The sequence below is a fragment of the Cellulosilyticum sp. genome (assembly GCF_982396655.1).
The window spans coordinates 25,664-42,443 of the sequence record NZ_CEVXFV010000009.1; the positions used below are offsets into that span (position 1 = coordinate 25,664).

7 protein-coding genes are annotated in these 16,780 nt (G+C 34.0%); all 7 read left to right on the plus strand.

Translation table 11 applies throughout. The annotated features are described in order from the left end of the window. Positions 1-32 precede the first annotated feature (32 nt). Complete coding sequence (locus AC1VAQ_RS05755; protein ID WP_479903586.1) at positions 33-1,568, plus strand: phage tail sheath subtilisin-like domain-containing protein; 1,536 nt, start codon at positions 33-35, stop codon at positions 1,566-1,568. A 488-nt stretch (positions 1,569-2,056) separates the two neighbouring features. Further along, the gene (locus AC1VAQ_RS05760) at positions 2,057-4,243 is read left to right on the plus strand and encodes a stalk domain-containing protein (protein WP_303244400.1); all 2,187 of its coding nucleotides are present in this window, start codon (positions 2,057-2,059) and stop codon (positions 4,241-4,243) included. 456 nt (positions 4,244-4,699) lie between these two features. Continuing rightward, entirely contained in the window at positions 4,700-6,874 is a 2,175-nt protein-coding gene (locus AC1VAQ_RS05765; RefSeq protein WP_479903587.1) for a stalk domain-containing protein, read from the plus strand. A gap of 389 nt (positions 6,875-7,263) precedes the next feature. Next, entirely contained in the window at positions 7,264-8,685 is a 1,422-nt protein-coding gene (locus AC1VAQ_RS05770; RefSeq protein ID WP_479903588.1) for a stalk domain-containing protein, read from the plus strand. 346 nt (positions 8,686-9,031) lie between these two features. Next, entirely contained in the window at positions 9,032-11,347 is a 2,316-nt protein-coding gene (locus tag AC1VAQ_RS05775; RefSeq protein WP_479903589.1) for a stalk domain-containing protein, read from the plus strand. 294 nt (positions 11,348-11,641) lie between these two features. After that, on the plus strand, positions 11,642-14,041 hold the full coding sequence (locus AC1VAQ_RS05780) for a stalk domain-containing protein (RefSeq protein ID WP_479903590.1): 2,400 nt from the start codon (positions 11,642-11,644) through the stop codon (positions 14,039-14,041). A 240-nt stretch (positions 14,042-14,281) separates the two neighbouring features. Next, positions 14,282-16,726 carry a stalk domain-containing protein gene (locus AC1VAQ_RS05785; RefSeq protein ID WP_479903591.1) on the plus strand — a complete coding sequence of 815 codons (2,445 nt, stop codon included), beginning with the start codon at positions 14,282-14,284 and terminating at the stop codon, positions 16,724-16,726. Positions 16,727-16,780 lie beyond the last annotated feature (54 nt).

Here is a 16,780-nt window from a genome sequence, read left to right on the forward strand (position 1 = left end):
GGGGAAGTCTATAGTAAAAGGGGATAAAGATTATGGAGATACAAAAAGAGATAGAGAACAAATATATAATTGGACAACCTAAAAATAGAGGAATTGTTGCAATGCCACTAGTTTTAGATTATGGAGAAAGTCACAAAGTAATAAGTCTACAAGCTAGTTCAAACTTTAAAGAAATATTAGGATATAGCTTAGAGGCATCGGAGCTAATTTTATTAAAAGAAGCATTTAAAAGGGCTAAACAAGTTTTAATCTATAGATTAAATTCAGGAGAACATGCTACCTGTAAGACGCCATGCTTAACACTCACAGCACAATATCCAGGGACAAGAGGAAATGCTCTCACCGTTTATATTGTTCCCTACAAACAATGGCAGCAAAAATGGGGACAGGTCTCTAAAAGTGGCGCTGAAGAAGAGTGGGGACAGGTCTCTAAAAACGGGGTTGAAGAAGAAAGGGGACAGGTCTCTAAAAGTGGCGTTGGAGAAGAAAGGGGACAGGTCTCTAAAAGTGGTGTTGAAGAAAAATGGGGACAGGTCTCTAAAAACGGGGTTGAAGAAGAAAGGGGACAGGTCTCTAAAAGTGGCGTTGGAGAAGAAAGGGGACAGGTCTCTAAAAGTGGTGTTGGAGAAGAGAGGGGACAGGTCTTTAAAAAGGGTGTTAGATATGTGGTTGTAACGAGGTTGCAGGGGGAGGTTGTAGATTGGCGGGGGGTTAATGAAATAGGAGAATTAAAGGAGAATAGTTATGTGAGGTTTGAGGTGGGGAATAAATTGTGGGAAGTGGATGATGTGATGGAGTTTAGGCTTGATGGTGGGATGGACTATAAGGTGAGTAGTAAGGAGTGGGAAGGATTCCTTGAGACAATTAGGCGATATGAATGGCGGGCTATGGCTATTGCGACGGAGGAGAATAGGGTGAAAAGGAAGGTGACTGAATTTATAAAGGGATTAAGGGAAGTAGAAGGCAGAGGTGTATATGCGGTGATGGCTCATTATGGAGAGGCTAATCATATGGGCGTTATATCTGTTGCGAATGGGGTGAAGCTTGCAGATGGCATGCAGTTAACGAGGTATGAGTGTACTGCATGGATGGCCGGTGTAGTGGCTAGTGCTGGGCTGAGGCAGAATGAAGCGCAGTTTATATACGAGGAAGCTGTGGAAGTGGATAAAAGATTTAATAAAGCACAGGTTAATAAGTTGATAGAAGATGGCCACATTGTATTTGTGAAGCGTAGTAATAAAATCGGTATTGCAGAGGACATAAATACGTTTAAGAAATTTACACCTAAATGGGGAGAAGCCTACCATAGAAATGCATTTGTGAGGATGATAGATGTTATGAAGTATGATTTTCATAGGATGATGAAGATTTATTATTTAGGGAGTATCAAAATGGGAAAAAGCATGCAGGAAAGTAAGTCGTGTTTTAAAGAAATATGTGTTAGATATATGGAAATGCTACAAAGCAAGCATGTGTTTGTTATACCAGGTGAATCCTGTTACGGATATAGAAGTATTTTTGGCAGAAGACATGAGGGGCGTAGATATAAGCTTGGTTTTAAAAGATAGTGAGATAGATAAGAAGACATATGTAAGCATTTTATATAATAAATTCATAGGATAAAGTTAAAAAATAAGATATAAATATTATAAGAATGTTAAATTTGTTAAGCAATTGATGGAAAAATAAACTTGTGTTTAATAAACTTGCAGCTTATAAATATCAAGGCCTAGGGCCTTGTTTTTTTATAAATATATACGTTACAAAAATGTAAATAACATATGAAAATACGTCGATTCCAAGAAATGGGTGTTGAAAAAGGAGCTAGGCCCACGCTATAATAAGCACATGGAGCACGGGAGTGTTCGAAAACGCAAAAGACAATTAGGGATTAAAAAAGTATTACGAAATATTACAGAAATATTAAAGTACATAAGCACATAAGTTGCTTATTAAATATAACAACGCACCATACCTCCCTAGAAGTATGTGTCTTTGCGAAACTTATAACTAACAATAACTTAAAACACACACCATATTAGGAGGCTTATATAATATGAAATTACGTCAAAAATTAGCAGTAGTTCTTGCATCAGCAATGGTAGTTACAGCTGTACCAGTAGTAACAATGGCTGCTTCAACAAATAGCTTAGTAAAAGAAACAGTAAAGGTACCTGAAAACACAGTTACAACAGCAAACTCTTTAAAAATTAACTTTAAAGATAACAATGGTTCAGCAAACGAAGTATTCTATTTAAAACTTACAAATGCTAAATGGGATGCAGATTCAGTTGCACAATTCGCACCAAAATATGCTAAAGATGCATCAGGTAATGCTGTAAGTTCATACGAAATTCAAAATGATTCAACAGTAAAAGTAACAGTTGATAAAACAGTTGCAAAAGACGCATCATTAACATTCCCAATTTTAGCAGAAGTTGAAACAGGAGATGCAGCAGTAGAAGTTGTTTCTATGGGTGGTTCAACAACAGTATCTAAAGGTTCATTCGTATTCGCTACAACAAGTGAAGCTACAGTAGATGTAACAGTAGGAACAACAATTCCAACATTCTACACAACAGGTGAAATCGCAGATATCGTAATCACAGAATCAATGACAGATGCTTTCAAAAACTTAGATGGCAAAAACAAAATCGAAATCGAACTTGACAACAGCGACTACAAATTCGTAGACGGTACAGGTGAAGTTACATTCGAATACGGATTCTCAGGAAAAGGAAATGACGCAGCTAAAGTAGCACTTAAAGCTGATGGAGATGTTTTAGAAGTTACATTACCAGCAGATCTTAAAGCTGATGGAATGGGTCAAATCAGAATTTCTGGTCTTCAAGTAACAACTAAAGAAAAAGCTCCAGAAACAGGTGATTTCACAGTTTCTATCTACGGTGACAAAACAACAACACAAACAGGTGTTAAAGTAGCTGAAATCACATCATACGGTAGTGAAGTTACAATTGACAAAGCTGATAAAGTAGAAATCAAAGCTGGTCAAACAAAAGATGTTAAATTCACACTTGCTGAAACAGAAAAAACATCATTCGTTAACGGTCGTGAAGTAGAATTCGTATTAGACAAAGGTTACATCATGGACCAAGTAGAAACAAACGACAAATATGATGAAGCAAAAACAATTGAAGCTGTTAAAAAAGCTGTAACATTAACAAATACAGTAGCTAAAAAAGACTTAACAATCACAGACGTTGTTATTAAAGATGAAAAAGTAGTTGGTTTCACAGCAGTTATGGCAGCTACAGATAGCAAAGATAAAATCGATGTTAAAATGCCAATCATCGCTGGTCTTCAAGAATCAGGTGATGTAACAGTTGCAATTTCAGGTCGCGCAATGGCTGAAGAAGTAAAAGCTGTAATCACAACAATCAATGATGTATTCGCAGTAAATTCAGAAGCAGCTGTACTTAAAGTAGGTCTTCAAGGACAAACAGCTGGTAAAATCACAGTAAAAGAAGCTGACAAAGCTATGTTAGCTACAAACAAAAAAATTGAAATCACAGTTCCAGTAGAAAGCGGAATCACAGTAACAGATGCTCCAGAAGTAAAAGTTACAGAAGGTGACATCCAAATCGGTGATGTAACATACAAAAAATCACAAGATGGAAAATCTGTAATCGTAACAGTTCCAGTTAAACGTGCTTCTAAAACAGCTTCTACAATCGAAATTGCTAACTTTGGTTTCACAGTAGATAGAACTGTAGCAGAAGGTAAATATGATGTAACTCTTGGTGGAGATGCTCTTACAACAACAGGACAAACACTTGAATTAGATGGATTCTTAACAGTAGGTACACCAAATACAGAAGATTTAGGTTCTAACGGATTAGCTAAAGGAACATCAACATTCGTAATCGGTGAAAACAAATACACAGTTAACGGTGTAGAAAAAGAAATGGATGCTAGATCATACGTTCAAGATCCAGGATTTACAATGGTACCAATGAGATATGTTGCTGAAGCTTTCGGAGTAACAGGAAACAATGTATTATTCTCAAACGGAGTAACAACAATCTTCGCTGGAAATAGAACAATCCAATTAACAAATAACAGTGATGTTGCAGTAGTAAACGGTGTTCAAGTAAAAATGGCTACAAAAGTAGTTATCAAAGAAGGTAGAACATACGCACCAATCGGTGAAGTAGCTCAACTTCTTGGCGTAAGCAAAGCTTGGGATAACACAACAAAAACAGCTACATTCACAAACAAATAATTAAGCCATATAACAAACTAGTAATTGTTTATTATAGAGAAAAGAGGATACATTTGTATCCTCTTTTCAGATTGTTGACAAATGAATTTTCCCAAAATAAACTCACAAATTAAGTGAGGATTATTCAAGAAAATCTATTAAAATAGGGGTAAAAAGAGCAGTTTAGGTCCATTTTTACCTCTGTTTTCTATTTCTAGACTAGTAAAATACTATGGAAAAGTTAATTGTCTACAGCCTGAAAGAGGATACATTTGTATCCTCTTTTTTAAAAGTAGATAATAAATTTTGAATAATGGAAAATATAACAATAATTTACAGGAAAGTTACAAGTTTGATATAAATATTGCATAAGATACATAATATGGATATAATAGTTAATACATGGTACAAAATGCCTAATATTGGTAAAGTTTTTAAGGGTGCCATTTAAAACTATACATCGGAGGAATAGACAAAATGAAATTACGTCAAAAATTAGCAGTAGCTCTTGCTTCAGCAATGGTAATCACAGCAGTACCAGTTGTAACAATGGCTGCTTCAACAAATAGCTTAGTAAAAGAAACATTAAAAGTTTCTAAAAATCAAGTTACAACAGAAAACTCTTTAAAAATTAACTTTAAAGATAACAATGGAACAGATTCAGAAGTATTCTACTTACAACTTACAAATGCTACATGGGATGATGAAGCACTTGGAAAATTTGTTCCATCAACAATGAAATACGAAAAACAAAATAGCACAACTGTAAAAGTAACAGTTACAGCTGATGCAATTAAAGATGCAAAATCAAATACATTAGCATTCCCAATCTTAGCTAAAGCTACAGGTGGAGATGCTACAGTAGAAGTTCTTTCTATGGGTGGTGCTACAACAGTATCTAAAGGTTCATTCGTATTCGCTACAACAAGCGAAGGTTCAGTAGAAGTAACAGTAGGAAAAACAATTCCAACATTCTACACAACAGGTGAAATCGCAGATATCATTATCACAGAATCAATGGCAAAAGCTATGGCTAACATTGAAGAAGGTAAAAACGTAATCGAACTTGAAATTGACAACAGCGGATACAAATTCGTAGACGGTACAGGTAAAGTTTCATTCGAATACGGTTTCTCAGGAAAAGGTAACACTGAATCACAAGTAAAATTAACAGCTGATGGAGATGTTTTAAAAGTTACATTACCAAACAACCTTAAAGCTGATGGAATGGGTCAAATCAGAATTTCTGGTCTTCAAGTAACAACTAAAGATAAAGCTCCAGAAACAGGTGATTTTACAATCTCTGTATATGGTGACAAAACAAAAACACAAACAGGTGTTAAAGTAGCTGAAGTTGCATCATACGGAAGTAAAGTAACAATCGCTGATTCTGATAAAGTAGAAGTTAAAGCTGGTCAATCAAAAACAGTTAAATTTACACTTACAGAAACAGAAAAAACATCATTCGTTAATGGACGTGAAGTAGAATTTGCATTAGACAAAGGTTACATCGTGGACCAACAAACAACAAATGACAAATATGATGAGCAAAAAACACTTGAAGAAGTTAAAAAAGCTGTAAAATTAACAAATACAGTAGAAGATAAAGCTTTAACAATTACAGATGTAACAGTTGAAGATAAAAAAGTAGTTGGTTTCACAGCAGTTATGGTAGCTGGAGAAAAAACAGATAAAATCGAAGTTACAATGCCAGTTGTTGGTGGAATTCAAGAATCAGGTGATGTAACAGTAACAATTTCAGGTCGTGCAATGGCTGAAAAATTAACTGCTGTAATCACAAAAATCAACGAAGGTATTAAAGTATCTACAGAAGCTGCAGTACTTAAAGTAGGTCTTCAAGGACAAGAAGCTGGTAAATTAACATTAACAGAAGCTGATAAAGCTATGCTTACATCTGGTAAAGATATTGAAATTGCAATTCCAGTAACAAGTGGAATTACATTAAAAGCTACTCCAGAAGTAAAAGTTACAGAAGGTGATATCCAAATTGGAGAAGTTACATATGCAAAATCAAAAGATGAAAAATCTGTAATCGTTAGAGTTCCAGTTAAACGTGCTTCAAAAACAGCTTCAACAATCGAAATCGCTAACTTCGGTTTCACAGTAGATAGAACTGTAGCAGAAGGTAAATATGATGTAACACTTGGTGGAGACGCTCTTACAACAACAGGACAAACAATTAAATTAGAAGGTTTCTTAACAATTGGAACACCTAACACAGAAGATCTTTCAGCATCTAACGGTTTAGCTAAAGGTACAGCTAAATTCGTAATCGGTGAAGCTACATACACAGCTAACGGTACAACAAAAGCTATGGATGCTCAATCTTACATCCAAGATCCAGGATTCACAATGGTTCCAGTAAGATACGTTGCAGAAGCTTTCGGTGTTAAAGCTAACGATATCTTATTCTCAAACGGAACAGCTACAATCTTCGCTGGTAACAGAACAATCCAATTAACAGCTGGTAGCAACGTAGCTATCGTTAATGGTGCATCTGTAACTATGGGAACAAAAGTAGTAGTTAAAGAAGGTAGAACATACGCTCCAGTTGGAGAAATCGCTAGAATTCTTGGAATCTCTACATCATGGGATTCAGCTACAAAAACAGCTACATTCGAAAACAAATAATATTTATTTGATAAATGAATAAAGCACAAAAAGCAGTCCGTAAGGGCTGCTTTTTTGTACTTATTATCTGGTATTTATCATAAGGTAAAAGAGAATATTGAAATATAAAACTAACTTAGTCCAAGATGTAGTAGTAAAGTATCCTATATAAATGGTATAATTAACTAAAAACTCTTACAATTGTGGCGGGAAATATAAATTCTAAGAAGACATATTTATAGAGAAACCAACTATAACTCTAAATTATACATCACATAAATAGATTTCTCCCAATGATTTTACATAGCTATAACATAATGATTAACTAAAATTTATAACTGTGAAATCTATATAGAGAAACCGATTATAAACTAACAAAAACTATAAAAATAAAAGGAGCGAAAATAGTTATGAGCAAACGATTAAGAATGAGTATTATAATTGCAGCACTATGCTTAGGGGTTATGCCGTTACAAGCGCAATCTGAGGCAGCACTTACAAGTAGTGTGGAAAATGTTAAAGAAGGTAGCACATGGACAGATAAAGAAGAAGCACCAGGACTTAAAATTACAATCAAAGATGCCTACAAACGTGCAGGAAAAACAGAAAAGATTATCTTAAAGTTAGACAATGCCGTATGGGCAGATCGCAATGGGACAAGTGTGCAGATTTATGATGCCAAGAATATTGATGCATATAAAGTGGCATTAATGAGCAGGGGTGAAGATTGTCTTCAACTTAATGTAGATATTCCAAGTGATATAGAAGAAGGAGATGAAGTAAGTTTTGTAGTAGCACTTATGATAGAAGCTAGGGATAAAGAAGTAAGTGTAGTTGTTGAACCAGGAGATGAAAGTGAACTTATTAGTACACAGAAGGTATTAGTTGGTGCACAAAGAGAAAGGAAGGTTACCTGGGAAGTTGAAGATATTCCATCTATGAAAAAAGAAGGAACTATTGCACCGATTACTTTTACAGAACTACGCCCTTATATTATAGAAGATGAAATTGAAATTACTTTAAAATTACAAAATACGAATTTAGCTTTTGGGGATTTTGATTATATCAGTGAAAAAGTTCATTCTGATGATACAGATTATGAATTAAATTCAGATGACTACATAACATATGGCGGTGGTTTTGCAGGAATGAATACAACTGTAATGTTAAAAAAGATTAATAATGATGATAAAACAATCATTTTTAAAGTTAAAGGTGGCAATACCTCAGAAGTAGGAAGCATTACACTTAAAAATATTCCAATCATCAATAAGTCATCTAATGTTCAAGAAGAAAGCGTACTCTTGACCTTAGAGGGAGATGCTATAGTTGATACCAAAAAAGACATTGTAGTAGGATATATTAAAACAAAAACATCAGAAGAAGAACAAGCAGAGCAAGATGCAATAATTGCAGAAGAAGAAAAACAGCAAACAGAAAAAGAAAAGAAAAAAGGCATTCAGTTCACAGTAGGCAAAAATTATTATAGTGTTGATGGTGAGCAATATGAAATGGATGCAGCAACCTTTGTACAAGAACCAGGATATATTATGGTACCGCTTAAATATGTTGCTTTAGCTCTTGGTGTATATGAAGAAGATATTCAATATAATAATGGGATGATTTATTTCAAGTATGGCAATAAAACAGTAGAACTTCGCGTAAATAGTGATGTAGCAACTGTTAATAGAGTAAATATCCCAATGGATGCACCTATTGTCGTGAAAGATGGCAGAAGTTATGCACCAATAGGCGAGGTAGCTAGATTACTAGGATTAAGTAAAGCGTGGAACAATGCAGAGAAGACTGCTACATTTGGCGGAGACTATTAAGTTATTAGAAATAGCGAAAAGCTAGATTAAAGTTTGAATTGATAACATAGTGTTAGTTGCTTTGTCTCCGCGAATGATGTGAATAAATCGATAAAAAGAAGTTGACCTAAAGAAATGGTATTAATGCTCTTAGGTTAACTTCTTTTTATATGCACATATACAAATAAATGGATATACTGGAATAAAATAGAAAGAAAAATATTTTAATTCATTTTCTTTCGACATTATGTTACAAAAATATTACATTTTGAAATTAAAATTGACTTAGAATAGTTAAATATATATAATCAATTTTGAGTTAATGATTATACAACTAGGAAACATAATTCGAAGGGAGAATTTATAGATGAAATTACGTCAAAAATTAGCAGTAGTTCTTGCGTCAGCTATGGTAGTAACAGCTGTACCAGTAGTAACAATGGCTGCTTCAACAAATAGTTTAACAAAAGAAACACTTAAGGTTAAAAAAGAAGTTGGGTTCTATGAAGCTTCAACAGCAAATGCTTTAAGAGTAAAATTCACAGATCATATCAGTGGTGATGAAGTATTCTACTTAGATCTTGATAACGCTAAATGGGATGAAGATGTATTAGCAGAAGCAGCTGCAAACGAAGGATTTGTTACAGTATCAGGTGGATACCAATTCACATCTAATGGTGCAACTGTTAAATATGAAAGACAAAATGATAATACAATGAAAGTTACTGTTTCAGATTTAGACAAATCAACATCAAACGGTGACCCAATTGTACAACTTCCACTTCTTGCAAAAACTAAAGATGGTGATGCAAAAGTATCTGTAGTAAGCAAAGGTGGTTCAACAACTGTATCTCAAGGTTCATTTGTATTCGCTACAACAGCAGAGAAAAAAATCTCTGTAAGTGCAGCTAACGATAAAGCATTCTACACAAGTGGTAAACTTGCTGATATCACAATCGAAGAAGCTTACAAAGGTGCTTTAGCAGAAGGTGCTACATTCACAATTGAATTAGCTGATAGCGACTTCAAATTTGATTCAGAATCATTCACATTAGAAGGTAAATATGGTTTCAGCGGTTACGGTTCACAAACTGTTACAGGTGAAATCTCTACTAAAGACAATGGTAAATTAACAATTACATTACCAGCAATGAAAGATAAAGATTCTGTTGGTACATTCGTAATTAAAGGTCTTCAAGTAAAATCTACAGTTAAAAATCCTGAAGAAGGTGATTTCCTTGTAGATATTAAAGGTGATGACTTAGTAGCAGAAAAAACAGACGTTAAAGTAGCTAAAGTAGCTAAATACGGTACATACATTTCAATGAAAGATGACAAAGCAGTAGATATCATTGCTGGTCGCATTGAAGATGTAGAATTCACAATTGGTGAAACAGTTGAAGATAGCATCGTTGGTGGTCGTGAATTTGAAATCACACTTGACAATGGTCACTTCGATTACAAAACATTATTAAACAAATACGGTAGTGATAAACTTGAATTAGATAAAGATGGTAAAGAAGATGAAGATCACTATGTATCAACACAATTAAACGTTGAAAAATTAATGAGTGCTGATCTTATCAAAGATGCTACATTCGAATTAAACGGTGTAGATACAGACCTCATCACAAAAATCTACTTCGATGAAGATGAAGATGGAGAAATCATTCCAGAAACATTAATCGTTGAATTAGACAAAAATGCTCAAATCAACAAAGAAGAAGACAAAATGACTTTCAAACTTCCAGTTTGCGTAGCAATTGGAAACAAAGATAAAGAAAGCGTTACTGTAAAAGCTTCTGGTCGTGCGTTAGAAAATGAAGTTTCAGTTAAAGCTGTAACAATCATCAACCCATTCAACGTAACATCTGAACAAGCTGTACTTAAAGTAGGTCTTCAAGGTCAAGTAAGCGGTACAATTACACTTACAGAAACAGACAAAGAAATGTTCTCTAAAGGTGATATCAAATTCGAAATCAAAGATAAAGATGAAAACGTTGGTATCTACTTAACAGACGTAACAGTAGAAACATCAGGCGGTGTTAAAGGTACATCATCTGAAGTAACAGAAGGTAAAAAAGGTAATGTAGTAGTTACTCTTAACAGAACTTCTAAAGAAGCTGCTTCTTTAACACTTAAAGATATGAAATTCACAACAGACAGAACAGTTCCAGAAGGAACATATGATCTTAAAATTTCTGGTACAGGTATTGATGCAGATGGTCACAGCTTAACAATCAAAGACTTCATCAAAATCTCTACATCAAATACACAAGATATCACAGCTAGTGGTTTAGCTAAAGGTACTGCTAAATTCGTAATCGGAGAAAGCAAATACACATTAAACGACAAAGAAGTAACAATGGATGCACCATCTTACATTCAAGACCCAGGTTACACAATGGTTCCAGTAAGATACGTAGCTCAAGCATTCGGTGTTGCAGAATCTGATATCTTATTCGGTAAAGGTACAGTAACATTATTCGCTGGTGAAAGAACAATTTCTTTAACATGCGGAAGCAACATTGCAGTAGTAAACGGAAACAACGTAGCAATGGCAACAAAAGTTGTAATCAAAGATGGTAGAACATTCGTACCAGCTGGTCAAATCGCTAGCTTACTTGGTATCAAATCTACATGGGATTCAGCTTCTAAAACAGCTACATTCGAAAACAACTAATAAAAACTTAGTGTTTTATGACATAAAGTAGATAGAAAAAGGCAATTCGTGAGTATACGAATTGCCTTTTTTGCGCTTGAAAATATAAAAAGGGAACATAAATATTGCGTTTGGTCAAAACAGGAGTAATATTTCCTAACATGTCACAAATATTACAGAAAAATTACAATAATCAAATACGTATTGATTTTAGGACGAGTTGTATGTAAAATGTAATCAATTAAATGAATTAATTATTTTATTAATTGTTTAAGTAAATTAAAAAATTCAAATATAATAAGGGGGATTTCAAAAATGAAATTACGTCAAAAATTAGCAGTAGTTTTAGCTAGTGCTATGGCTGTAACAGCAGTACCAGTAGTAACAATGGCTGCTTCTACAAACAGCTTAACAAAAGAAACTCTTAAAGTTAAAAAAGAAATTGGATTCTATGAAGCTTCAACAGCAAATGCATTAAGAGTAAAATTCACAGACCATATCAGTGGAGATGAAGTATTCTACTTAGATCTTGATAACGCTAAATGGGATGAAGATGTATTAAAAGAAGCAGCTAAAGCAAGTACTGACTTTAATGCAGTAGATGGAGGATATGAATTTACTTCTAATGGTGCAAAAGTTGTATATGAAAGACAAAATGATGATACAATGAAAGTTACTGTTTCTGGTTTAACAGGTAGTGACCCAATTGTACAACTTCCACTTTTTGCAAAAACTAAAGATGGTGATGCAAAAGTATCTGTTGTAAGTAAAGGTGGTTCAACAACTGTATCTCAAGGTACATTCGTATTCGCTACAACAGCAGAAAAGAAAATTTCATTAACAGTTGCTAATGATAAAACATTCTATACAAATGGTAAACTTGCTGATATCACAATTGAAGAAGCATACAAAGGTTCTTTAGCTGAAGGTGCTACATTCACAATCGAATTAGCAGATAGCGATTTCTACTTCACATCTGGAACATTCACATTAGAAGGAAAATACGGTTTCAGTGATTATGGTGAAAAACAAGTTTCTACTACTACAGATAAAGAGACAGTTGGACAAGCTGAAATCTCTAAAACAGATGATGGTAAAATCACAATCACATTACCAAAAATGCCAAATGCAGCTACAGCTGGTACATTCATCCTTAAAGGACTTGAAGTTAAATCTACAAATAAAAAACCTGAAGAAGGCGACTTCCTTGTAGATATTAAAGGTGATGATTTAGTAGCAGAGAAAACAGATGTTAAAATCGCTAAAGTTTCTCAATACGGAATCTACCTTAAAATGAAAGATGACAAAGCTGAAGATGTAAAAGCTGGTCGTATTGAAGAAGTAGAATTCGAAATTGGTGAAAATGTAGAAGATAGTATGATCACAGGTCGTGATTTTGATATCACATTAGAAAATGGTCACTTTGACTACAAAAAAATGGTAAAAGATTACTTCAAAAAAGAATCAGATCTTTTAGATGCAGCAGGTGTTAAAACAGCTAGTGACTTAGATGATGATGCTTACAAAAAAGCAGCAACAAAAATCAATTCATATTGGTTAGCACAATATATTATGGACAATGATGGTGACTGGAAAACAACAGATGCTACTCCAGGAGCTGATGATAAAAATGTATACTGTGAAGCTGAATTCGATGCAGATACAGATGGTAAAGCAATCGTAGAAACAATCACATTCACACTTGGTATGGAAGATGATGGAGATTTAGTTCAAAACAATGGTGACTGTGATAAAGTTAAATTCAAAACAAATATCTGTGTACCAGTAGATAACAAAGACAAAGAAAAAGTAACAATGAAAATTTCTGGTCGTGGTATCGAAAATGAAGCTACTACAACAGCTATCAATATCGTTAACCCATTCAATGTAACATTTGAACAAGCAGTTCTTAAAACAGGTCTTCAAGGCCAAGTAGCTGGTTCTATTGCATTAACAGAAACAGACAAAGATTGCTTCCAAAAAGGTGATATCACATTCAAAATCAAAAAAGATGATGAAGATTTCGGTATCTACTTAACAGATGTAACTGTAGAAGTATCTGATGGATTAAAAGGAACAAAATCAGATGTAACAAAAGGTAGCGCTAAAAATAATGCTAAAATCACATTAACATTAAACCGTGCTTCTAAAGAAGCTGCTACACTTACATTTAAAGATATGAAATTCACAACAGATAGAACTGTTCCAGAAGGAACATATGATCTTGAAATTGGTGGTACAGGTGTAGATGCAGATGGTCACACAATCACAGTTTCTGACTTCATCAAAATCTCTACAACAAATACACAAGATATCACAGCAAACGGTTTAGCTAAAGGTACAGCTAAATTCGTAATCGGTGAAAGCAAATACACATTAAATGACAAAGAAGTAACAATGGATGCTCCATCTTACATTCAAGACCCAGGTTACACAATGGTTCCTGTAAGATACGTTGCAAATGCATTTGGTGTATCTGATGCTGATATCTTATTCGGTAAAGGTACTGTAACAATCTTCGCTGGTGAAAGAACAATTTCTTTAACAACAGGAAGTAACATTGCAGTAGTAAATGGTAACAACGTAGCTATGGCTACAAAAGTAATCAACAAAGATGGTAGAACATATGTACCAGCTGGTCAAATCGCTAGCTTACTTGGTATCAAATCAGCTTGGGATTCATCATCTAAAACAGCTACATTTGAAAACAACTAATTAGTAGCTAAATAACTTGTCTATACGGCATATCGTCGATATATCAAGGAAAAGGACGCTTCACGCTAAAGTGAAGCGTCTTTTTTGTTTTTTGCAGTTATGTTACAAAATGGTTAAAACTGGAAGTAACTCTTGAAAAAATAAATAGAAGTATTAGAATATAGTCAATTAAGTTAATAAATTAATTATTCAGATATATAACTTAATTAGCTTATAAATTTTATTCAAGGGGGAGTTAAAATGAAATTACATCAAAAATTAGCAGTAGTTTTAGCTAGTACTATGGCAATGACCGCAGTACCAGTGGTAACAATGGCTGCTTCAACAAATAGTTTAGCTAAAGAAACACTTAAAGTAAAAAAAGAGGCTAAGTTTACAGATTATGCAACAGCAAATGCCTTAAAAGTTAAGTTTACAGACCACATTAGTGGAGATGAAATTTTTTACTTAGACCTTGACAATGCTAAATGGGATGAAGATACATTATGGGATGCATCTCAATATGCAGAAAACAAATTTATAGCATATGATAAAGATGGAAATGTAACAGCTAACAAAGGAGATGTAGAGGAATATAAATACATCTACAATGGTATTACTATTGCATTTGAAAGACAAAATGATGATACAATGAAGATTACCGTTTCAGGTTTACCATCATCAGGTGATCCAGTTGTTCAAATCCCAATCTTTGCAAAAGCTGATGATGGGGATGCAAAAATTAGTGTTGTAAGTAAAGGTGGCTCAACAACAGTATCTAAAGGTACATTCATATTTGCAACCACAGCAGAAAAGAAAATTTCAGTTAGTGCTGCGAATGACAAGACATTCTATACAGAAGGGTCTTTAAGTGATATTACTATTGAAGAAGCTTATAAAGGTGCTTTAAATGTAGATGGTGGTACAACATTTACGATTGAATTAGATGATTCAGATTACTACTTCACAGGCGCTTTTGAATATGAATATAAATATGGCTTTAGTGGAGAGACAGCAAAAGTTACAGCAACAGTTGAAGACAAAGATGACGGTGTATTAAAAGTTACAATTCCAAAAATCACAGGTGATAGTGGCGGTACAATCATACTTAAAAACATCAAAGTTAAATCTACAAACAAACATCCTGAAGAAGGTGATTTCCTTGTAGATATTAAAGGTGATGATTTAGTATCTGAGAAATCAGACCTTAAAGTAGCTACAGTATCAGAGTATGGCGTTTATGCTAAAATGAAGGATGAAAAAGCAGAAGACGTAAAAGCTGGACGTAAAGAAGAAGTTGAATTTGAAATCGGTGAAGCTGTAGAAGATAGTATGATTACAGGCCGTGAATTTGAAATGACATTAGATAATGGTCATTGGGATTACAAACAACTTGTTAAAGACTATGGTAGCAAGTTTGATGATGCAAAAGTTGATGGAAAAACATATGATTCAAGTAAAGACTACAGTGATGAAGACTATATGAGATGGGCAACTAAGATTGATTCATATTGGTTAGCACAACAACTTATGGATAATGATAGTGACTGGAAGACAACAAGTGGAATGCCATCAGGCACAGATAAACATACTTATTGCGAAGCTGAATTTGATACAGATAGTGATGGTTTAGCAATTCCAGAAACAATTAACTTTACATTAGGTGAGGATAAAGATGGTGATCTTATCCAAGATAATGATGATAATGATGTATTAAAATTCAAGACAAAGATTTGTGTACCAATTAATAATAAAGGCAAAGAAAAAGTAACACTTAAAGTAAGCGGTCGTGCTGTTGATAATGAAGCATCTACAACAGTTATTAATATCATCAATCCATTTAATGTAACATATGAGCAAGCAGTACTTAAAACAGGTCTTCAAGGTCAAGTATCTGGCTCTGTAACCATTAAAGAAACAGATAAGGATTGCTTACAAAAAGGTGATGTAACATTCAAGATTACAAAGGATGATGAAGACTTCAATATTTACTTAACAGATGCAACTGTTGAAGTATCAGATGGATTAAAGGGTACAAAGACAGATATTACTAAGGGTAAGGCTTCATCAAATGCTAAAATTAACTTAACGTTAAATCGTTCATCTAAAGAAGCAGCTACAATTACATTCAAGAATATGACGTTCACTACAGATAGAACAGTTCCACAAGGAACATATGATCTTGAAATTAGCGGTTCAGCCATTGATGAAGATGCAGGTTGGGTAGAAGATAATAGTACGGTAGATAATCATAAAATAGTTATCAAAGACTTTATCAAGATTTCTACAACAAATACTCAAGACATTACAGCAAGTGGTTTAGCTAAAGGTACTGCTAAATTTGTAATCGGTGAAAGTAAGTATACATTAAATGAGCAAGAAGTAACAATGGATGCACCATCATATATCCAAGATCCTGGTTACACAATGGTTCCAGCAAGATATGTAGCACAAGCATTTGGTGTATCTGAAAAAGATATCTTATTTAATAAAGGTGTCGTTACAATTTTCGCTGGTGAAAGAACTATCAACCTTACAACAGGCAGCAATATTGCAGTAGTAAATGGTAATAGCTTCCCAATGGCTGCAAAAGTAGTTAACAAGAATGGTAGAACATATTTACCAGCTAGCCAAATTGCTAGTCTTCTCGGTATTCAATCTTCTTGGGATTCAGCTACAAAGACAGCTACATTTGAAAATAAATAATAGTTAGGTTAAAGAATAAGTTTTATAAATAGAGTAGGGTTGTTACATTAGCAA

Excerpts from the sequence above, each read along its gene's own strand:
- AC1VAQ_RS05760 (WP_303244400.1), top strand. The coding sequence starts at position 2,057 with ATGAAATTACGTCAAAAATTAGCAGTAGTTCTTGCATCAGCAATGGTA.
- AC1VAQ_RS05785 (WP_479903591.1), top strand. The coding sequence starts at position 14,282 with ATGAAATTACATCAAAAATTAGCAGTAGTTTTAGCTAGTACTATGGCA.
- AC1VAQ_RS05780 (WP_479903590.1), top strand. The coding sequence starts at position 11,642 with ATGAAATTACGTCAAAAATTAGCAGTAGTTTTAGCTAGTGCTATGGCT.
- AC1VAQ_RS05765 (WP_479903587.1), top strand. The coding sequence starts at position 4,700 with ATGAAATTACGTCAAAAATTAGCAGTAGCTCTTGCTTCAGCAATGGTA.
- AC1VAQ_RS05755 (WP_479903586.1), top strand. The coding sequence starts at position 33 with ATGGAGATACAAAAAGAGATAGAGAACAAATATATAATTGGACAACCT.
- AC1VAQ_RS05775 (WP_479903589.1), top strand. The coding sequence starts at position 9,032 with ATGAAATTACGTCAAAAATTAGCAGTAGTTCTTGCGTCAGCTATGGTA.
- AC1VAQ_RS05770 (WP_479903588.1), top strand. The coding sequence starts at position 7,264 with ATGAGCAAACGATTAAGAATGAGTATTATAATTGCAGCACTATGCTTA.